Annotated in this window: 16 protein-coding genes, 2 rRNA genes, 1 pseudogene and 1 riboswitch; of the genes and pseudogenes, 4 read left to right on the forward strand and 15 right to left on the reverse strand. The window is 69.4% G+C overall.

Annotated elements, in window-relative coordinates:
* Positions 1-148: 148 nt before the first annotated feature.
* Positions 149-1,666 carry a glutamate-cysteine ligase family protein gene (locus TU30_RS30075; protein WP_042176137.1) on the reverse strand — a complete coding sequence of 506 codons (1,518 nt, stop codon included), beginning with the start codon at positions 1,664-1,666 and terminating at the stop codon, positions 149-151.
* A 556-nt stretch (positions 1,667-2,222) separates the two neighbouring features.
* Here TU30_RS30075 and TU30_RS30080 point away from each other — a divergent pair.
* Complete coding sequence (locus tag TU30_RS30080) at positions 2,223-2,807, forward strand: hypothetical protein (protein ID WP_042176138.1); 585 nt, start codon at positions 2,223-2,225, stop codon at positions 2,805-2,807.
* Positions 2,808-3,206: 399 nt separating this feature from the next.
* Positions 3,207-3,413 carry a DUF5999 family protein gene (locus TU30_RS30085; RefSeq protein ID WP_042176141.1) on the forward strand — a complete coding sequence of 69 codons (207 nt, stop codon included), beginning with the start codon at positions 3,207-3,209 and terminating at the stop codon, positions 3,411-3,413.
* 174 nt (positions 3,414-3,587) lie between these two features.
* Here the strand turns inward: TU30_RS30085 and TU30_RS38455 are convergent.
* A pseudogene (locus TU30_RS38455) lies at positions 3,588-3,698 on the reverse strand (carbohydrate ABC transporter permease); the annotation flags it as partial.
* A 144-nt stretch (positions 3,699-3,842) separates the two neighbouring features.
* Between TU30_RS38455 and TU30_RS30090 the strand changes: the two are divergent.
* Positions 3,843-4,238, forward strand: coding sequence for a molybdopterin-binding protein (locus TU30_RS30090; RefSeq protein ID WP_042176143.1), 396 nt, complete (start codon positions 3,843-3,845; stop codon positions 4,236-4,238).
* 150 nt (positions 4,239-4,388) lie between these two features.
* Here the strand turns inward: TU30_RS30090 and gcvP are convergent, their stop codons facing one another.
* The gene (gcvP, locus tag TU30_RS30095; RefSeq protein ID WP_042176145.1) at positions 4,389-7,274 is read right to left on the reverse strand and encodes an aminomethyl-transferring glycine dehydrogenase; all 2,886 of its coding nucleotides are present in this window, start codon (positions 7,272-7,274) and stop codon (positions 4,389-4,391) included.
* Positions 7,275-7,445: 171 nt separating this feature from the next.
* A riboswitch (glycine riboswitch) is annotated at positions 7,446-7,542 on the reverse strand.
* A gap of 120 nt (positions 7,543-7,662) precedes the next feature.
* On the opposite strand from gcvP, the gene TU30_RS30100 reads away from it, so the two are divergent.
* Positions 7,663-8,037: a PRC-barrel domain-containing protein gene (locus TU30_RS30100; protein ID WP_042176148.1), complete on the forward strand. Its 375-nt coding sequence runs from the start codon at positions 7,663-7,665 to the stop codon at positions 8,035-8,037.
* 104 nt (positions 8,038-8,141) lie between these two features.
* On the opposite strand, the gene TU30_RS30105 is transcribed toward TU30_RS30100, so the two are convergent.
* The 12 genes from TU30_RS30105 to TU30_RS30160 all read right to left on the reverse strand — a co-directional run.
* Complete coding sequence (locus tag TU30_RS30105) at positions 8,142-9,656, reverse strand: DNA polymerase IV (RefSeq protein ID WP_078878634.1); 1,515 nt, start codon at positions 9,654-9,656, stop codon at positions 8,142-8,144.
* Positions 9,657-9,763: 107 nt separating this feature from the next.
* Positions 9,764-10,450, reverse strand: a complete 687-nt coding sequence (locus tag TU30_RS30110; protein WP_078878636.1) for a MerR family transcriptional regulator — start codon at positions 10,448-10,450, stop codon at positions 9,764-9,766.
* A 218-nt stretch (positions 10,451-10,668) separates the two neighbouring features.
* Positions 10,669-11,142: a bifunctional nuclease family protein gene (locus TU30_RS30115; RefSeq protein ID WP_003988851.1), complete on the reverse strand. Its 474-nt coding sequence runs from the start codon at positions 11,140-11,142 to the stop codon at positions 10,669-10,671.
* A gap of 83 nt (positions 11,143-11,225) precedes the next feature.
* A complete protein-coding gene (locus tag TU30_RS30120) occupies positions 11,226-11,957 on the reverse strand; it encodes a MerR family transcriptional regulator (protein ID WP_042176153.1) in 732 nt (243 codons plus the stop codon).
* Between the two features lie 46 nt (positions 11,958-12,003).
* On the reverse strand, positions 12,004-12,951 hold the full coding sequence (locus TU30_RS34905) for an FHA domain-containing protein (protein ID WP_078878638.1): 948 nt from the start codon (positions 12,949-12,951) through the stop codon (positions 12,004-12,006).
* Between the two features lie 61 nt (positions 12,952-13,012).
* Positions 13,013-13,888, reverse strand: coding sequence for a DUF881 domain-containing protein (locus TU30_RS30130; RefSeq protein ID WP_042176170.1), 876 nt, complete (start codon positions 13,886-13,888; stop codon positions 13,013-13,015).
* A gap of 128 nt (positions 13,889-14,016) precedes the next feature.
* On the reverse strand, positions 14,017-14,349 hold the full coding sequence (locus TU30_RS30135) for a small basic family protein (RefSeq protein ID WP_030808725.1): 333 nt from the start codon (positions 14,347-14,349) through the stop codon (positions 14,017-14,019).
* Entirely contained in the window at positions 14,346-15,194 is an 849-nt protein-coding gene (locus tag TU30_RS30140) for a DUF881 domain-containing protein (RefSeq protein WP_042176158.1), read from the reverse strand. The genes TU30_RS30135 and TU30_RS30140 overlap by 4 nt, the downstream gene beginning before the upstream one ends.
* Before the next feature lie 179 nt (positions 15,195-15,373).
* Complete coding sequence (locus TU30_RS30145; protein ID WP_042176160.1) at positions 15,374-17,869, reverse strand: mannose-1-phosphate guanyltransferase; 2,496 nt, start codon at positions 17,867-17,869, stop codon at positions 15,374-15,376.
* A 114-nt stretch (positions 17,870-17,983) separates the two neighbouring features.
* Positions 17,984-18,592, reverse strand: coding sequence for a CDP-alcohol phosphatidyltransferase family protein (locus TU30_RS30150; RefSeq protein WP_042176162.1), 609 nt, complete (start codon positions 18,590-18,592; stop codon positions 17,984-17,986).
* Positions 18,593-18,701: 109 nt separating this feature from the next.
* Positions 18,702-18,818 (reverse strand): 5S ribosomal RNA (rrf, locus tag TU30_RS30155).
* Positions 18,819-18,917: 99 nt separating this feature from the next.
* A 23S ribosomal RNA gene (locus TU30_RS30160) occupies positions 18,918-19,264 on the reverse strand; the annotation flags it as partial.

Consider the following 19,264-nt stretch of genomic DNA (forward strand, 5'->3'; position numbering starts at 1 on the left):
GCCCGGCAGGCGGTCCTCAGCCGCCGGCTCCGTGGGCGGGGCCCCGCGGCCGGCCGTCCTTCCCGCTGCCCCGGACCCGCCCGCCTGCTCCGGACTCAGCGGTCTTTCCCCATGGGCGTCCGATCGGGCACAGGGGAAGGACCACCCCTCAGCCCGCGGACGGCGGCTCCGGGAGCCCCACGGGCCAGCTGTGCACGGGGTCGCCCCGCAGCATCAGCTCCCGGTAGCGCCGGGTGGTGGCCGCCAGTGCCGCCTCCCGGGACAGGCCTGCGTCCAGCGCCCGGTGGAAGGTCGCTGCCTGCCAGCTCGCCCCGTTCTGCCTGCATCGGCAGCGCTCCTCGATCACGCCGAGATACAGGTCCCGGTCCGCGCGTTCGATGCCCCACGCCTCCAGTCCCGCCTCGGCCAGCGGCAGCAGTTCCTCGCGTACGAGGGTGACCGCGTCGACCTCGGCCGTACCCCCGTAGCGCCCGCGCCGGGGCCAGGTGAAGCGGGCGTCGATGCCGTGCCGGCAGGCGGCGTCGAAGTTGGCGGCGGCGGCCTCGAAGGGCAGCCGGGTCCACACGGGGCGGCTGTCCTCGGCGAGGGCGCGGACCAGACCGTAGTAGAACGCCGCGTTGGCGACCACGTCGACGACGGTGGGTCCGGCGGGCAGGACCCGGTTCTCCACCCGCAGGTGGGGCACACCGTCGGCCACGTCGTAGACCGGGCGGTTCCAGCGGTAGACCGTGCCGTTGTGCAGGACGAGTTCCGCGAGCGAGGGGGTGGCGCCCCGGTCCAGCACGTCGAGCGGGTCCTCGTCGTCACAGATCGGCAGGAGTGCCGGGTAGTAGCGCAGATTCTCCTCGAAGAGGTCGAGCGCCGAGTCGACCCAGCGCTCACCGAACCAGGTGCGCGGCCGCACTCCCTGTGCCTGGAGCTCGGGCGGACGGGTGTCGGTGGACTGCTGGAACAGCGGCGGCCGGGACTCGCGCCACAGCTCACGTCCGAACAGGAAGGGCGAATTGGCGCCGACGGCGATCTGGGCGGCGGCGACCGCCTGGGCCGCGTTCCACACGTCGGCGAAGCGGGCCGGAGTGACCTGGAGGTGCAGTTGGACCGAGGTGCAGGCGGCCTCCGGCGCGATGGACTTGGAGGTGCAGCTGAGATGTTCCACCCCCTCGATGTCGAGAGTGAAGTCCTCCCCGCGGGCGGCCACGATCTGGTCGTTGAGCAGGGTGTAGCGATCGACGGCGGAGAGGTTCGAGGAGACCAGGTCGTCGCGGTCCAGCGTCGGCAGAATGCCGATCATCACGATTCCGGCGTCCACCTCGGCGGCTTTCCGATCCGCGTACGCGAGGGACGTGCGCAGTTCCTCGGCGAGCCGGTCGAATACCCGGCCGCCCAAACGGTGTGGAGCAATGTTGACTTCCAGGTTGAACATGGCGAGTTCCGTCTGGAAGTCGCGGCTCGCAATCCGTTCCAGGACTTGCCCGTTCAACATTTTGGGCATGCCGTCGACGCCCGTCAGATTCAATTCGATCTCCAGCCCCATCAGGTTCCTGGGGCGGTCGAACCGCTTCTCCGCCAGGAGTCGTTCCAAGCCCGTCAGACACCTGCGGAGCTTGTCGCGGTAGCGCTGGCGATCGGACAGGTCGAACCCGCCTGCCACCACCTTCTCCCCCATCGAAGCGTTCCTCCTCCTCGGATGGACGGTCCGATGATCGGCCGCCGGGGTTCTGGTCCACAGAGGAGGATGCCCAGCGGATGCGATCGATAACGCCCCGAACCGCTCTGCAGGCCGCTACCCTGGTCGAGGGTAACCAGTGGCACATTCACGCGGCATGGCCGACGGTGCACGTTACAAGGCGACGGCGAACTCGTGAAAAACGCCGACGACAATAGGCCTACCACTGCGCGGCCATGTGTCGAGGTCATCGCCGTATCCCCGGCCGAGAATCGGGATGATTCCCCCGTTTCGCCGTCCAGAAATATCCTTGTTTCGCGGTTCGAAAACGGCTAGCGGAAACATGGTCCGACCATGCGTCGTATAAACTCCGTGGACAAGGCAGAAGGTTGGCGCCCACGGTCGAGTGATCCAGCCGACGAGGTGACGTGCGGCACTCCTCACCCCCCACCTCTCGTACTCAGACCCCCGGCCCCTGCCTTCCGCCTTCGCGAGCTGACAGCGCCGTCCGCCCCGCCCTCGTGCCACCGTGCCTTCGAATGAGAGGCGACCCACCATGCCCCTGCATGTCCCCCCGGCCCCCGCGCCCGCACTGCGTTCCGTCCTGACCGCACTCTCCTCCCCCACCGCGGTCAGCGAGGCCCGAACCCCCTCCCTCCTCGGTGCCGAGGGGCCCGCTTCGCCAGAACTGCCGCTGCCCGTGCACGTCCTGGACCGGGTCACCGCCGAGGGCGTGTCCGCGACGCGGCTGGCCGGCTGGCGCTTCCTGATCCGCTGCGGCGACCGGGCGGTGGCCGCGGCGGACACCGTGCTCACCCCCGACGGCTGGGCCTTCTCCCGCTTCTTCGAAGGCCCCTACATCACCTCCACCGAACTGGCCCTGCGCCAGGCCGAGGCCCTGCCGCAGCCGTACCAGCCCCGGCTGCTGTCGGTGCCCGGCCTCTACATGCTGGCTCTCTGGCTGCACGGCGACCGCAGCGCGGACGGCGCCACCGGCCATCCCGCCGCCACCGACCTGCTCGTCCCCCTCGCCCCGGCGCCGCCGGGCATCGCGGCCCACCGGCCGCACCGGGCCTCCGAACTGCTCCCGGTGCTGACCCATCGGGTCGCCCCCGACCGGCTGCTCGGCTCACCCGCCTGACACCTGCCACATCTCCCGCCTCGCGCGAACGCTCTCGCACGCCCCTGCCGCCGGACCACCGGCGGCGGGGGCGTGCATGCCACGAGGAAGGCCGACATGCCTCACCGCACCCGCAGCAACCAGGGCCGCGGACCGGACTAGCCATATCCGGCTACGCCGAACCACCCGAAGTGACAGTCCCGTTGAACTGAACCGTCCGCCCGGGTGACGCGTCATCAACCGGTGAGGGGCGGTGCCGCGAAATTCCTGCGGATCGCCCTCCCAAGGGCAACACTTGTTTCCGACCGGCCCGTCCCGACGGGCCTACCACAACGGGGGGCGGCCATGAACGAGGCTTCACGCCGCGGAACTGAACCGACAGCCAGTCCACAGGTCACGCCAGAGCGAAAGATCCCATCCATGTGCCAGCACCAGTCACCGTGCCCCTCAGCCGATTCCGCCGACCGGGAGTCCGCCCGTCTCGTGGCGCACCGTCCGGAGCAGGGCTGGAGCCTGCTGTGCAACGGTGTCGTGCTCTTCGAGGACACCGGCGAGCTCCTGCCCGACGGCAGCTGCATCGCCCCACAGCACCCCCGGGGCGCCGTCCGGGCGATGACCACCGCCTAGTGGGTCCTGTGGTGAAAGCGGCGCCTGCCGCTTTCACCACAGGACCCAGTTCTTCCGGGCGGAGCAGGGCCCGCCCGCGGAACACCGGGGGCCGGACCGCGGGACCCTCCGCGAACCGGCCCCGACGCACGTCCAGGGTTCGTCACGCGGGGTGACGCCCTGCCCGTGCGGGCGTCACCCCTTGGCCGCGCCCGCGGTCAGGCCGCCGAGGCGCCGTCGCTCGGCGACCGGGCGGAAGGCGAGCGCGGGAACCATGGCCAGGACCAGAGGGGCGAAGACCCGCGCGGTGCCCGACGTACGAAACTTTCGTATTGTTCAGCGAACCTTGCGACCGGGTCCGACGCACCTGTCGATCGGAGGGCACCGGGACCGCTCCCCCTCGTCACCCCCGCGCCCTCCGGCTCCACCACCCGCCCTATCGTGATCGGCATGCAGTCCTACACGATCGGCCAGGCGGCTCGACTGCTCGGCGTCAGTCCGGACACCGCCCGCCGCTGGGCGGACGCGGGCCGGGTCACCACCCACCGCGACGAAGGCGGACGGCGGCTCATCGACGGACGGGACCTGGCGGCATTCTCTGTCGATCTCGCGAAGGCCGGTGCGACCGAGGAGGGCACGCCGTACACCTCGACGCGCAACGCCTTTCCCGGCATCGTCACCGCGATCAAGCTCGGCGACGTGGCCGCTCAGGTCGAGATCCAGGCGGGCCCGCACCGACTGGTCTCGCTGCTGACCCGCGAGGCCGTCGAGGAACTCGGGCTGGAGGTCGGCATGGAGGCCACAGCCCGAGTGAAGTCGACGAACGTTCATATCGACCGCGTCTGACACGCGGAAGCGGTCCCGGCCGCCCATACTCCGGCCCGGTCCCACAGGGCAGGTGGGAGGTACGTACGGGAGGTACGGCGAAGGGCCCCGCCCGGCCATCCGGCCGAAGCAGGGCCCTTCCGCTCCCCGGCAGGAGGTTCTCCCGCCGCGTCAGTCCTCGTAGGCGTCCAGCGGCGGGCAGGAGCACACCAGGTTGCGGTCGCCGAAGGCCTGGTCGACCCGGCGGACCGGCGGCCAGTACTTGTCGGTGGTGCTCACTCCGGTCGGGAAGACGGCTTCCTGACGGCTGTACGCGTGCTCCCACTCCCCGCCGAGCGCGGCGGCGGTGTGCGGGGCGTTGCACAGGGGGTTGTCGTCCGCGGGCCACTCACCGGAGCCGACCTTCTCGATCTCCGCGCGAATCGCGATCATCGTCTCGCAGAACCGGTCGAGTTCGGCCAGGTCCTCGGACTCGGTCGGCTCGATCATCAGCGTCCCGGCCACCGGGAACGACATCGTCGGCGCGTGGAAGCCGTAGTCGATCAGCCGCTTCGCCACGTCGTCCACGCTCACGCCGGTCGCCTTGGTCAGGGGGCGCAGGTCGATGATGCACTCGTGCGCGACCAGCCCGCCGGGACCGGTGTACAGCACCGGATAGTGCGGCTCGAGGCGCTTGGCGATGTAGTTGGCGCTGAGTACCGCCACCTGGGTGGCCCGCTTGAGCCCCTCACCGCCCATCAGCCGGACGTACGCCCACGAGATGGGCAGGATTCCCGCAGAGCCCCACGGCGCCGCCGAGATGGGCCCGATCCCGGTCTCCGGCCCTGCCTCGGGCTGCAGCGGATGGTTGGGCAGGTACGGCGCCAGGTGCGCCCGCACGCCGACCGGGCCGACGCCGGGACCACCGCCGCCGTGCGGGATGCAGAAGGTCTTGTGCAGGTTCAGGTGCGAGACGTCCCCGCCGAAGTGTCCGGGCTTGGCCAGCCCGACCAGCGCGTTGAGGTTCGCGCCGTCCACGTACACCTGGCCGCCGGCCTCGTGCACGGCCGCGCAGATGTCGGCGACATGCTCCTCGAACACACCGTGCGTGGAGGGGTAGGTGATCATCAGCACCGACAGCTCGTCGCGGTACCGCTCGATCTTCGCGCGCAGGTCGTCGATGTCGACCTCGCCGTCCTCGGCGGTCTTCACGACGACGACCTTCATGCCGGCCATGACGGCGCTGGCGGCGTTGGTTCCGTGCGCGGAGGACGGGATGAGGCAGACGGTGCGCTGCTCGTCGCCGTTGGCCCGGTGGTAGCCGCGTACCGCGAGCAGCCCGGCCAGTTCGCCCTGGGAGCCCGCGTTGGGCTGGAGGCTCACCCTGTCGTAGCCGGTGACCTCCGCGAGCCGGTCCTCCAACTCGTGGATGAGGGTGAGGTAGCCCCGGGCCTGCCCGGCCGGAGCGAAGGGATGCAACTGCCCGAACTCGGGCCAGGTGATGGGCTCCATCTCCGCGGTCGCGTTGAGCTTCATGGTGCAGGAGCCCAGCGGGATCATGCCGCGGTCCAGCGCGTAGTCGCGGTCGGCGAGCCTGCGCAGGTAGCGCAGCATCGCGGTCTCGGAGCGGTGCTGGTGGAAGACGGGGTGCGCCAGGTACTCGTCGGTGCGCAGCAGGGCGTCCGGGAGGGTGGTGCGCGCGGCCGCGTCCAGGGACTCGACGCCACCCTCGACACCGAAGGCGCTCCACACGGCGGCGAGCCGGTCGCGCGTGGTGGTCTCGTCGCAGGCGATCGAGACGAGGTCGGCGTCGACGAGGTGCAGGTTGACCCCGTTGTCCCGGGCGGTGGCCACGACCTCGGCGGCCCGCCCGGGAACCCGTACGGTCAGTGTGTCGAAGTAGGCGCCGTGGACGATCTCCACGCCGCCGGCCCGCAGTCCTTCGGCGAGGACCGTCGCGTAGCGGTGGGTGCGCCACGCGATGGTCCGCAGCCCCTCGGGGCCGTGGTGGACGGCGTACATGCCGGCCATGACGGCGAGCAGCACCTGGGCGGTACAGATGTTGCTGGTGGCCTTCTCACGGCGGATGTGCTGTTCACGGGTCTGGAGGGCGAGCCGGTAGGCCTTGTGCCCGTCCGCGTCCACGGAGACGCCGACGAGCCGGCCGGGCAGACTGCGCGCCATCTTCTCCTGTACGGCCATGTATCCGGCGTGCGGTCCGCCGAAGCCCATCGGCACGCCGAAGCGCTGCGTCGTGCCGACGGCGATGTCCGCGCCGAGTTCGCCGGGGGACGTCAGCAGCGTGAGGGCGAGCAGATCGGCGGCCACGGTGACGAGCGCGCCCAGCTCGTGCGCCTGGTCGATCACCGGTTTGATGTCGCGTACGGCACCGGAGGCGCCCGGGTACTGGATCAGCACGCCGTTGATCTCGCGCCCGGCCACCTCGGCGGGGATGCCCTCGCTCAGGTCGGCGACCACGACCTCGACGCCGGCCGGCTCGGCCCGGGTCTCGATGACGGCGACGGTCTGCGGCAGCGCGTCCGCGTCCACCAGGAACAGGCCGTTCTTGTTCTTGCCCATACGGCGGGACAGCGCCATCGCCTCGGCGGCCGCGGTGCCCTCGTCGAGCAGGGAGGCACCGGAGGTCGGCAGGCCGGTGAGTTCGGCGACCATGGTCTGGAAGTTCAGCAGCGCTTCGAGCCGTCCCTGCGAGATTTCCGGCTGGTACGGCGTGTACGCCGTGTACCAGGCGGGGTTCTCCATCACGTTCCGAAGGATGACGGGCGGCGTGAAGGTCCCGTAGTACCCCAGCCCGATCATGGAGCCGAGCACCTCGTTGCGGTCGGCCAGCGATCGCAGTTCGGCCAGCGTTTCGGGCTCGGTCCGGGCGCCCGGCAGGTCCAGCGCGTCAGCGTTCTTGATCACATCCGGGACCGCGGCGGCCGTCAGCTCGTCGAGCGAGCCGTAGCCGACCTGCGCGAGCATCTTGGCGCGGGCCTCGTGGTCGGGGCCGATGTGACGCTGCTCGAAGGGCGTTCCCTGTTCGAGCTCGGAGAGGGAAATGCGATGGACGGTCATGTGCGGAGGCCTCCTGGTCTGACGACCTTCGAGGGGCACCGTGACGGGTGCCCGGACGGCCTCCCCCTCTGTCATCTCAACCTGAGAGCTTCACCGGCTGCCCGGGGCAGCCGGCTTTCACCGTCGGTGAGAGCGGAAGCCGTGGACACCCGCTCTGCTTTCCAGAGTGACCTCGTCCATGCGGTACGTGGGCCTGAGAGATTCCGGGGAGGATTTGCTCCTTCGGCGCCCTCCGATGGCGCCTGGAGGACTCTCCCGCACGGGGTCAGCAGCCGCTGCCAGCGTACCAGCGAGGGCAAGACCCGGACGTTCGAGTGGCCGCCGGACCGATTGTGCCGTTTTGTAGTGCTGACGAGTGGTGTGCGCAATTGCGACCAGTGGAGGGCCCGTGCAGACCGACATCGATCCGCGCAACCTGATCGGCCGCAAGGCATTCGACCGCAACGGCACCCGGATCGGCACGATCGACGAGGTCTATCTCGACGACGCCACCGGAGTGCCGGAGTGGGCGGCGATACGCACCGGCCTGTTCAGCAGGGACGCCTTCGTTCCTCTGGAGCCGAGCGAACTGATCGACGGCGTCCTCCACATCCCCTTCGAACGCGCCCTGATCAAGGACGCCCCCGACTTCGGCGTGGGCCGTCATCTCTCCCCGGAGCAGGAACTCCAGCTCTACCACCACTACGGCCTGGACACCGCCGCCCCTCCCTCACTCCCGGACCACGACTTCGGCAAACTCGCCGGCAGCGACGACTCCGCCTGACGCCCTGGCCCCCACCCGCCGTCGCGGTACCGCCGTCCGGCCTCTGCGGGGCACGGCCCGCACGCTCCTCGTCCCTGTTCCACGTCCGGGGCAGTCCTGTTGGCCTACCCTCCCGCGGGCCCTGGACCCGAGGCACCCGCCGTCGCCGCCGCGCCAGCCGCTGACTCCTGGCTGCCCCGGGCCTCCCGGCCGCCCTGGCTGCCCTCACCGTCCCGCCCCTCACCGTCCCGGTCGTCCTTGCCGCTCGGGCCGTCCGCGCTCTCCCTGCCGACCCCGGGTCTTCGCTCCGACAACGGCAGCGGATCCGCGGGGTGCAGGGCCGGGTCCCCGGTCCGGAAGGTCCGCACCCGCCCCGGCGCCGACCCGGGGGTCTCGAACCGCACGGTGACCCGCCCCAGGCCGCTGCCCTGGACCCACCCATGGCCGTACTCACTGTGCCGTACGTCGTGCCCGGCCGGCCAGCGCCGCTCGGCGTCCGCCCGCTGCTGTTCCTCCGAGGACGCGGCCTCCTTCGCCTCCCCGCCCGGCAGCTCCTTCTCCCGCTCCCCCGCCGCCTGCGCGAACAGGTCCTCCTGCGTGTAGTCCGCGAGCCCGCTGACCCCGACACCCAGCAGGCGCACGCCGCCCGTCGTGTCGACCGAGCCCAGCAGCCGCGCCGCGGCCTCGCGCACCACCGCGGGATCGTCCGTGGGCCCTCGCAGGGTCTCGGAGCGGGTGAGCGTCGAGAAGTCGTACCGGCGCACCTTCAGCACGATGGTCCGGCCCGACAGTCCCGCCGTCCTCAGCCGGCGCACACAGCGGTCGGCGAGGCGCCGCACCTCCACTCCCACCCGCACCCGGTCGTGGATGTCCACGTCGTAGGTGTCCTCGACCGAGACCGACTTCGTCTCCCGCTCGGCCACCACGGATCGTTCGTCCCGCGCCAGGGACATGGCGTGCAGGGCGTGTCCGTGCGCCTTGCCGAGCAGGCGTACCAGCTCGTCCTCCCCCGCCTCGGCGAGTTCCCCGACCGTGTGGATCCCGGCACGCCGCAGGTGGTCACCGGTGGCCGGCCCGACACCCGGCAGAGTCCGGACCGGCAGCGGCGCCAGCAGGGCCCGCTCGGTTCCCGGCTCGATCAGCACCAGGCCGTCCGGCTTGGCCTGCTCCGAGGCGATCTTCGCCAGCATCTTGGAGGCCGCCAGCCCCACCGATCCGGTGAGCCCCGTGACCGCCCGGATGTCCGCGCGCAGCTTCGCCCCAACGAGGCGCGCGGACCGCTCGTCCCAGGCCGCCCCGCCGGCTTCCAGATCCACGAACGCCTCGTCGAGGCTCAGCGGCTCCACCAACGGTGACAGCGCCCGCAGCAGTGCCATCACCTGGTCGCTGATCGACCGGTAGAACGCGAAGCGGGGCACCAGATACGCCGCGTTCGGCGCGAGCCTCCGCGCCTGCGCCATGGGCAGTGCGGAATGGACACCGAAGATCCGGGCCTCGTACGAGGCGGTGGCGACCACACCGCGCGGCCCGAGCCCGCCCACGACCACGGCCTTCCCACGCAGGCTCGGCTTGGACGCCTGCTCCACCGAGGCGAAGAAGGCGTCCATGTCGAGGTGCAGGACGGTGGGCGCGGATCTCACATCTCCGATGCTGCCCTACGCCACTGACAACGCCCCACCCCGCGCCGCCGGCCGCCCCCACCGCACGGGCGGCCCGGCGGGGCCGACCACCCGTGCGCCGCGGCGGCTCATACGGCGCGGTTGCGCCGTCTTGCCAGCTCGTCCGCCGGATTGGGGCCGATCAGGGTCTCTCCGGTGTCGATGCGCTCCCCGTGCAGCTGTGACAGCGCGCTCTCGACGTCCCGCCACACCACACCCACGGCGATCCCGAAGATTCCCTGGCCGCCCTGGAGCAGGGCATGGACCTCGTCGGGCGTGGAGCACTCGTAGACCGTGGCGCCGTCGCTCATCAGCGTCATGCGCTCCAGGTCCTGGGAGCCCCCCTCCCGCAGGTGCCGGACGGTGGTCCGGATGTTCTGCAGCGAGACACCGGTGTCCAGGAACCGCTTGACGATCTTCAGGACGACAACGTCCCGAAAGCTGTACAGCCGCTGGGTCCCCGAACCATGGGCGGGCCGCACACTCGGCTCGACCAGTCCCGTGCGAGCCCAGTAGTCCAGTTGCCGGTAGGTGATGCCGGCGGCCGCGCAGGCCGTGGGGCCGCGGTAGCCAATCTCCTCGGACGCCATGGACGTCGCCGCCCCTCCGCTGCTCGGCACGGCCGCCGGTCGCTGCGGAGCAGGATCGGCCGGGCTGCCGTGATGGGCATAGGCCCCGCTCGCGCGGAGCTGAGAGCCTGGGGGAGGGTACGGACCGCTCACCCCGAGACCGTGTCCGGGGGCACCCCCAGCCGTACCGTCGCCGGTGCTTCTCACGCCGACCTCCGTCCTTGACCTGCCTCCTCGACGGTAGGCAGTCACCAAGGGTGCGTCAACGATCGCCACACTCGGCACGCCGAGTGATAATCACCCTAAGAGTGGTTTCCCGTGCCCCACCGCGGGGAAAGGCTAGCCGAATGCCCTCCGCACGAGCCTCGCAAGGCTCTCACGCACCAGGTTCCCGAGCGGAGTTCCGGCGGAACGACCGGCACCCCTCACTGGCTGCTGGAGCCGAAATCCTCCGGCGAGATCTGGTCGAGGAACTCGCGGAACTTCTCCACCTCGTCCTCCTGCTCGTCCGGGATGGCGATCCCCGCGTCGTCGAGCACCGTGTCGCTGCCGTAGATCGGCGTACCGGTGCGCAGTGCCAGCGCTATGGCGTCGGACGGCCGGGCGCTCACCTCGACACCGCTGGCGAAGACCAGCTCCGCGTAGAAGACCCCTTCGCGCAGGTCCGTGATGCGTACTTCCGTGAGCTCTTGGCCGACGGCTTCCAGCACGTCCTTGAAGAGGTCGTGGGTCAGCGGGCGCGCGGGAGCCATGCCCTGCTGGGCGAAGGCGATGGCCGTCGCCTCCCCCGGTCCGATCCAAATGGGGAGGTACCGGTCGCCTCCCACTTCACGCAGCAGCACGATCGGTTGGTTCGAGGGCATTTCGACCCGGACACCTACGACATCGAGCTCGTTCACACAGCAACCCTAGGCCGTGCCCGGGACGTTTGGGTAGTCGGGCCCGGATCGGGCGGCCGATCCGGGCCTCCGCGCCCTCGTCCTCAGGGCAGCCGCACCCCGAGCGCCGAGCCGACCAGCGCGGCGTGGAGCTTCGCCGTGAGACCGGCGAGCTCCTTCGTGCGCTCCTGCGCGTGCGCCCTGGTCTGCGGGTTGCGGTGGCGCTTGAGCGGGGCGACGACCTGGTCGACCAGCCCGGCCTCCCGGTCGGCGGCGGCCTTCATCGCTCTCAGATGCCGCGGCTCGATCCCGAACCGCCCCAGTTCGGTGATGAGGCCGGCGACGGTGACCGCCTCGGCGTCGTACACCTCGTCCTCGACCGGCGCGAGCAGCCCGTACGACTCCCACTCCGCTAGCTGACGCTGGTCGACGCCGGCCGCCGCCAGCAGCTGCGCCCGCCCGATCCGGGCCGCTGTGGCGGGCGGGTCGGGGCCGGGTTCCCCGTCCCGCTGCCGGGACAGCGCCGGAAGCGGGGCGGCCTCGCCGCGCTCCATGGCGTCCAGGTGTTCGCGGATCACCTTGAGCGGCAGATAGTGGTCCCGCTGCATCCTCAGAACATGGCCGAGGCGCTCCACGTCCCCGGCGCTGAACTTGCGGTACCCCGAGGGGCTCCGCTGCGGCTCGATGAGTCCCTCCGACTCCAGGAAACGGATCTTGGAGATGGTGACTTCGGGGAATTCCTCGCGCAGCACGTTCAGCACCGTGCCGATGCTCATCAGTCCAGTTTCCGCGGCGGCGGTACCGTGCCCGGCACCGCCGCTCGGTGTGTGAAGCATGGACCTTCCCTGGGGTCAGGGTGCCCCGGACGGAGTCCGGGAAGGGTCAGTAGCCCCGCTGGCTCGCATAGAAGACCAGCCGGTACTTGCCGATCTGCACCTCGTCACCGTTCGACAGACCGACCTGGTCGATCCGCTCACGGTTGACGTACGTGCCGTTCAGGCTGCCCACGTCGGCCACCGTGAAGGAACCGTCCTGGCCGCGGCGGAACTCCACGTGCCGGCGGGAAACCGTCACGTCGTCCAGGAAGATGTCGCTCTGCGGGTGGCGGCCGGCCGTGGTCAGATCACCGTCCAGCAGGAAACGGCTGCCCGAGTTCGGCCCGCGGCGCACGACCAGGAGCGCGGAACCCATCGGCAGCGCGTCGACGGCCGCCTGCGCCTCCGGGGAGAGCGCCGGGACCTGCGTCTGGCCCGTGACCTCGGCGTCGTACGCCTCGAGACCGGAGATGGAGATGGTGGACGTCGTCTCGGAGGGGCGCTCCGGGACGACTCCGGGCCTGAGCGGGGCACCGCAGTTCGAACAGAATCGGCTGTTCTCCGCGTTGCGGTTACCGCACCTCGTACACACCAAGGCCGACATGGACGGATCCTCCTGCCCACCGGGGGCCTGGGACGCATACGGGGCGGAAAACCCTCCACCCGCACCTGAGGTTGACGGTTGCCCGAAACCTATGCCGCTCGACTGCGCAGGGTCAACCGACGACGCGCCCTGGCCTCCCGCCACGTTCTCGCCGGGATCACCGACCTGATCCCGGTACAGCGGACGCGACGCCTCCGCGTCGGGCTGTGCGCGATGGCGAGCGGTCGCACTGTCGCGGCCTTCTCGCGCGCTCTTGCCGAACAACTTCCCAAACAACTTCACGGGCGATTCCCCTTGACCGAAACAGACCCGCCCGTGGGGCAGGACGAACCCTGACTGAACACACTGGCCGACCCGGACATCCTCACAACGTCCGTATCCACCAGACAGTTTCCACCACGCACCACCCATTCGGTGCGCCGACCCCCCGCAACCTCCTGCTCTTGCCGGTCGCCCTTCATACACCCCCGGTTCACTGCGAGGACGACCGAGCGTAGCCAGGCTGCTTCGCCGGTCGCAAGGCATCCACGACGATCTTGGTCGACCTCTCCACCAAGGCGGTGGCCTGTTCCTTCTCGAGAGTCTGCACCACTCCTCCAGGGATGTTGAGCGCCGGCTCGAGGTCCTGCGGCTTGCCGATGACCTTGAAACGATAGGGTGCGGTGATCTTGTTCCCGTCGACGCTCACTCCGTCACCGGAATCCGACAGGTAGGTGCCCGCCACGACCCGTATGCCGTTCACCTGAATGGCCTCGGCGCCGGCCGCGCGCAGCTCCTGGACCGCATCGAGCAGCATGTTCGACTCGACCATCCCCCCCGGGTCCTCGACGACCAGTGTGATGCCGGGGCCCTGTGCGGCCACCGTGCCCGCCAGAATGCCGAGTTGGCGTTCCCTTTCCAGCGTCTGCCGACGAGCCTCCTCGGCCTGGTCCGAGCTGTTCTCGAGCTCGTCGCGCTGCTCCTCGAGTCCCTGCTTCTCGTCCTCGAGACGCTCTGTCCGGTCGTCGAGTTCATCGAGAATGCGGACGAGGTCTTCCTGCCGGGCACCACGCAGGGCACTGTCGCCGTCGCTGTTCGAGGCCACCTGGACGGCCAGGCCGAAGCCCAGGCCGAACAGCAGGAGAGCGACGATGAGTTGGGCCCGGGTGATCCGAGGCGGCCACAGGCTGTTCACCAGCCGCTGCCGTCCGGACAGACCGGGTCCGGACCGATCCGGCGGCGCCTCCCCCTCCGTGGGCGCGGACTCCGCGGACACGCTCGCGCGCGCGGGCACCTCGTCGGGCAGTTCCTTCCGGAACCCCCCACCGGATGCCGCAGCGGGACGCGGCGCGGCAGCAGGGGGCGGCACCGAGGCGGGGTGGGGCCGGGACGCCCGGTGGGTTCCGGGGGCCGCGCGCGGTCCGGGCTGCGGCTCGGGCGTCGCCCTGTCGTCCTGACGGGGGTGCTCGGGCTCGTGGTTCTGCTCGCTCATCGGCCTCACGCCCGGAACACGTGCCGACGGATCGCCGCGGCGTTGGAGAAGATCCGGATACCGAGGACGACCACCACACCCGTGGACAGTTGGGCACCCACGCCCAACTCGTCGCCGAGGAAGACGATCAGCGCGGCGACGACCACGTTCGACAGGAACGACACCACGAAGACCTTGTCGTCGAAGATGCCGTCGAGCATGGCCCGCAGCCCGCCGAAGACGGCGTCGAGCGCCGCCACGACGGCGATCGGCAGGTACGGCTCGACGACCGCCGGAACCTCGGGCCGGACCAACAGGCCGGCCACGACTCCCACGACGAGGCCCAGTACGGCGATCACGATGTGCCTTTCTCAGGTGCGGTCTCGGTTATCGGTTGCGCGGTTCGTACGATCACACTCGGCGCGGCGGGCAGCCGGAGGTCGTCCTCCACCGAGAGAGCGGTGCGGATGCCGTAGTTCTCCTGCAGGGCATGCAGGTACAGCCCGTCCGAGCTGTTCTGGAACCGGCTGCTCAGCTCCGGGCCGTCCCCCACGGCGAAGACGGTGTACGGCGGTACCAGCGGCCTGTTGTCGACCAGTATCGCGTCCCCCGCGGCCCTGATCGCAGAAAGAGCGGTCAGCCGCTGCCCGTTGATGGAGATCGCCTCGGCTCCGGACTCCCACAGGCCGTTGACCACCCGCTGCATGTCCCGGTCGCGGACCCGCCCGGTGTCGGAGAACCCGGTGGTCGACCGGGCGTCGCCGTCTCCTCCGGCGCTCGTGTCCTTGGCGTCGTCGACCGCGAGCTTCACGCCGGGGCCGTGCACCGCGACGGCGCCCGCCAGGATGCCCACCAGGTCGGCGCGGTCGCTCCCGCCGCTCTGCCTGAGCGCCTCGCGCTGCCGTGCGCTCACGTCGGCACGCAGGGTGTCGATACCGTCCTCGAGCTTGTCCGCCGCCTCGGTCTCCCGGTCGATCCTCTCGATCAGCTCCTCGCGCTCCTTGGCGACGACCGGAGCCTCCACTCTGGCCTGCGCGGCCCCGACGGTCACCACCAGGGCCGCGAGCACCAGACCGCCGGCGAGCCCCAGTTTCGCCCTGAGGGTCTTCGGCATACCTCCGCCGCCGGTGGCCTGCTTCCGCGCGGCAGCCTCGGCGTATCCCTCGTCGAGGCTGTGGTCCATCACGTTGGTGATCAACGACATGGACGCGTCCGGGCGCGGTAGCCGCCGGGGGGTGCTCCGAACGGGGGGTTGCTGCGGCATGCCGCACATCGTCGCATGCCGGGGGCACTGCCTCCGAACGGGCCTACCGGTGTGCCGGACAGGCCCCGTTGGGGACGCCTGTCCGGCACACACGTGTACGGCTCGTTCGGAGGTTTTGGCTACTGTCCGGCGCTGTCCACGACCGATGCCCACTCGTCGAGCAGAGCCTGGGCAGAGGCGTCGTCGGGGCCCTCGGCCCACAGGTGGGTGACCGCCTCGGCCGGGTCCGGCAGCACCATCACCCAGCGGCCGTCGGCCTCCACCACACGCACACCGTCGGTGGTGTCCACGAAACGGTCACCGGCCTCCTCGACGACCCGCCGCATCACGAGCCCCTTGACCGCCCACGGGGTGGCCAGGTCACGCTTGAGCACGTGCGCACGCGGGATACGCGCATCGATCTGGCTGAGCGTGAGCTGCGTCCTCGCCACCAGGCCTATGAGCCGGACGAAGGCCGCTGTGCCGTCGTAGACCCTGCTGAACTCCGGAACGATGAAGCCGCCCTTGCCGTCACCGCCGAAGATCGTGCCCTCCTCACCCCCGACGCGGGTGAGGTCGTCGGGCGAGGTGGTTGTCCATTCCACCTGGGTACCGTGGTAGGCCGCCACCTGCTCGGCGATCCTGGTGGTGGTCACCGGAAGCGCGACCCGGCCACTGCGCCGCTCGGCCGCGATGAGGTCGAGCAGGACGAGCAGTGCCCGGTCGTCCTCGATGATCCTCCCCTTCTCGTCGACAAGGGAGAGCCGTTCGCCGACCGGGTCGAACCGCACACCGAACGCGGCACCGGAGGACGCCACCATCTCACCGAGCCGCACCAGCCCAGACCGCCGGACATCCGCCGTCTCGGTCGGCCTGGACTCGTCGAGCCCCGGGTTGATGGTCAGCGAGTCCACTCCGAGCTTGCCGAGCAGGCTCGGCAGCACGAGCCCCGCGCTGCCGTTCGACGCGTCCACGACCACCTTCAGCCCGGACTCCGCGATTCCCGTGATGTCGACGTTCCGCAGCAGCGAGCCGGTGTACGAGTCGAAGACGCTCGCCGGGAAGTGCAGATCACCGATCTCCCCCGGGAACGCGCGCCGGTACTCCTGCCGCGCGAACACCCGGTCCAGTTTGCGCTGGCTGCCCTGTGAGAGGTCGGCGCCCTGGCCGTCGAAGAACATGATGTCGACGGAGTCCGGCACGCCGAGGGTCGTCCGGATCATGATGCCGCCCGCGCTGCCCCGCGCGGTCTGCTGCCGGGCCACGGGCAGCGGTACGTTCTCCAGGTCCCGTACGTCGATGGCGCTGGCCTGCAGCGCGGAGATGACCGCACGCTTCAGGGCACGGGCACCACGGGAATGGTCCCGGGCCGTGGTGACCGTCGATCCCTTCTTCAGCGTCGTCGCATAGGCGCCGGCCAGCCGAACGGCGAGTTCCGGCGTGATCTCGACGTTCAGGATTCCCGACACCCCACGGGCGCCGAAGAGGTGCGCCTGTCCTCTGGACTCCCAGATGACCGAGGTGTTGACGAACGCGCCCGCCTCGATCGTCTTGAACGGGTACACCCGTACGTTGCCCTGGACGATCGATTCCTCACCGATCAGGCACTCGTCGCCGATGACGGCGCCGTCCTCGATCCGCGCCGCGCGCATGACGTCGGTGTTCCTGCCGAGCACACACCCCCGCAGGTTGCTGTGCGGCCCGACGTACACGTTGTCGTGCACGACGGCCTTGTGCAGGAAGGCCCCGCTCTTCACCACGACATTGGAGCCCAGGACCGTGTGCTCACGAATCTCGGCGCCGGCTTCGACCTTGGCGTAGTCGCCGATGTAGAGCGGCCCGCGCAGCACGGCATCGGGATGCACTTCGGCTCCCTCCGCGACCCATACGCCCGGGGAGATCTCGAAGCCGTCGATATCGACGTCGACCTTGCGCTCCAGGACGTCTGCCTGAGCCTTCACATAGCTCTCGTGCGTGCCGACATCCTCCCAGTAGCCCTCGGCGATGAAGCCGTAGATGGGCTTGCCTTCCTTCATCAGCTGGGGGAAGACGTCTCCGGACCAGTCGACGGGCACGTCGGCCTCGACATAGTCGAAGACCTCGGGCTCCATGACGTAGATACCGGTGTTCACCGTGTCGGAGAAGACCTGGCCCCAGGTCGGCTTCTCCAGGAAACGCTCGACCTTGCCTTCCTCGTCCACGATGGTGATGCCGAACTCCAGCGGATTGGGCACCCGGGTCAGACAGACCGTGACCAGCGCACCCTTCTCCTTGTGGAAATTGATCAGCTCGGTGAGATCGAAATCCGTCAGCGCGTCACCGGAGATGACGAGGAAGGCATCGTCCTTCAGTGCCTCCTCGGCGTTCTTGACGCTTCCTGCGGTACCGAGTGGCTTCTCCTCATTGGCATAGGTGAGCTCCATTCCGAGCTCTTCGCCGTCACCGAAGTAGTTCTTGACGAGCGAAGCCAGGAACTGGACGGTCACAACGGTTTCGTTGAGCCCGTGCCTTTTGAGCAGCCGCAGAACATGCTCCATGATCGGCTGATTGACTACCGGCAGGAGCGGTTTGGGCATGCTTGAGGTCATGGGACGAAGGCGCGTGCCTTCACCCCCGGCCATCACGACGGCCTTCATGTCGGAAGCGTCCTCCTCATGAGATGACGGTCTAGCCGACTTCCCCCGCCAAGATTGTCCCGCATTTTTCCACTGCGGGCCATCGCGCGACGTTGCGCGTGCCACTCAGCGAGGTCAACCGGCCATGGCGTCCGCACGAACCAGGCGGCGGACCTGCACCACGTAGAGGACTCCTGCCCACCAATAGAGCGTTGTACCCCATCCGGCGAACGCCCATCCGAAAATAGCAGCGAGTGACGAGATCCAACCGCTCCCGTCACTGAGCAGGAGCAACGGGAAGGCGTACATCAAGTTGAAGGTGGCCGCCTTCCCAAGGAAGTTCACCTGCGGCGGCGGATAGCCGTGACGCCGGAGGATACCCACCATCACCAGCAGAACCAGCTCACGGGCCAGCAGTACGGCCGTCAACCAAACCGGGAGAATCTCGCGCCAGGTGAGCCCGACAAGGGTCGAAAGAATGTAGAGCCGGTCCGCCGCGGGATCCAGGAGCCGGCCGAGGCTGCTGATCTGGTTCCATCGCCGCGCGAGCTTGCCGTCCAGATAATCACTGACACCACTCAGAGCCAGCACCAGGAGCGCCCAGCCGTCACTCTTCGGCCCGCCGAACTCCGGCCTGAGGATCAGCCACAGGAAGAGGGGGACACCGAGAAGTCGCGCCATGCTGAGGATGTTCGGGATGGTGAGGACACGGTCCGTCTGGACTCGAGTCTCCTGGACCTCCACCCGGGGACCTCCTGTGGGAAACGTGCCGACGATGCTCACTGACCTTACCTCAAAGCAAAAAAGCTCTGGCTCTCGGGCTGCGTGCCCAAGAGCCAGAGCTCTAAAAGGAGTTCGGCGGCGTCCTACTCTCCCACAGGGTCCCCCCTGCAGTACCATCGGCGCTGTAAGGCTTAGCTTCCGGGTTCGGAATGTAACCGGGCGTTTCCCCTACGCCATGACCACCGAAACACTATGAAACAGACAACCGCACCGCACCCCGCCGAAAAAACGGCGGAACACGGGGTCGTTCGTGGTTTCAGAACCAACACAGTGGACGCGAGCAACTGAGGACAAGCCCTCGGCCTATTAGTACCGGTCAACTCCACACGTTACCGTGCTTCCATATCCGGCCTATCAACCCAGTCGTCTACTGGGAGCCTTACCCTCTCATGGAGGTGGGAGTCCTCATCTCGAAGCAGGCTTCCCGCTTAGATGCTTTCAGCGGTTATCCCTCCCGAACGTAGCCAACCAGCCATGCCCTTGGCAGGACAACTGGCACACCAGAGGTTCGTCCGTCCCGGTCCTCTCGTACTAGGGACAGCCCTTCTCAAGACTCCTACGCGCACAGCGGATAGGGACCGAACTGTCTCACGACGTTCTAAACCCAGCTCGCGTACCGCTTTAATGGGCGAA

Source organism: Streptomyces sp. NBRC 110035 (assembly GCF_000829695.1).
Taxonomy (GTDB): Bacteria; Actinomycetota; Actinomycetes; order Streptomycetales; family Streptomycetaceae; genus Streptomyces.

What these genes read in the sequence shown, in the direction of transcription:
- TU30_RS34905 (WP_078878638.1), bottom strand. Translation starts at nt 12,951, where the DNA reads ATGGGTGGTGCGTGGTGGAAACTGTCTGGTGGATACGGACGTTGTGAG.
- TU30_RS30140 (WP_042176158.1), bottom strand. Translation starts at nt 15,194, where the DNA reads ATGTCGTTGATCACCAACGTGATGGACCACAGCCTCGACGAGGGATAC.
- TU30_RS30090 (WP_042176143.1), top strand. Translation starts at nt 3,843, where the DNA reads ATGCAGTCCTACACGATCGGCCAGGCGGCTCGACTGCTCGGCGTCAGT.
- TU30_RS30085 (WP_042176141.1), top strand. Translation starts at nt 3,207, where the DNA reads ATGTGCCAGCACCAGTCACCGTGCCCCTCAGCCGATTCCGCCGACCGG.
- gcvP (WP_042176145.1), bottom strand. Translation starts at nt 7,274, where the DNA reads ATGACCGTCCATCGCATTTCCCTCTCCGAGCTCGAACAGGGAACGCCC.
- TU30_RS30075 (WP_042176137.1), bottom strand. Translation starts at nt 1,666, where the DNA reads ATGGGGGAGAAGGTGGTGGCAGGCGGGTTCGACCTGTCCGATCGCCAG.
- TU30_RS30145 (WP_042176160.1), bottom strand. Translation starts at nt 17,869, where the DNA reads ATGAAGGCCGTCGTGATGGCCGGGGGTGAAGGCACGCGCCTTCGTCCC.
- TU30_RS30080 (WP_042176138.1), top strand. Translation starts at nt 2,223, where the DNA reads ATGCCCCTGCATGTCCCCCCGGCCCCCGCGCCCGCACTGCGTTCCGTC.
- TU30_RS30120 (WP_042176153.1), bottom strand. Translation starts at nt 11,957, where the DNA reads ATGCTTCACACACCGAGCGGCGGTGCCGGGCACGGTACCGCCGCCGCG.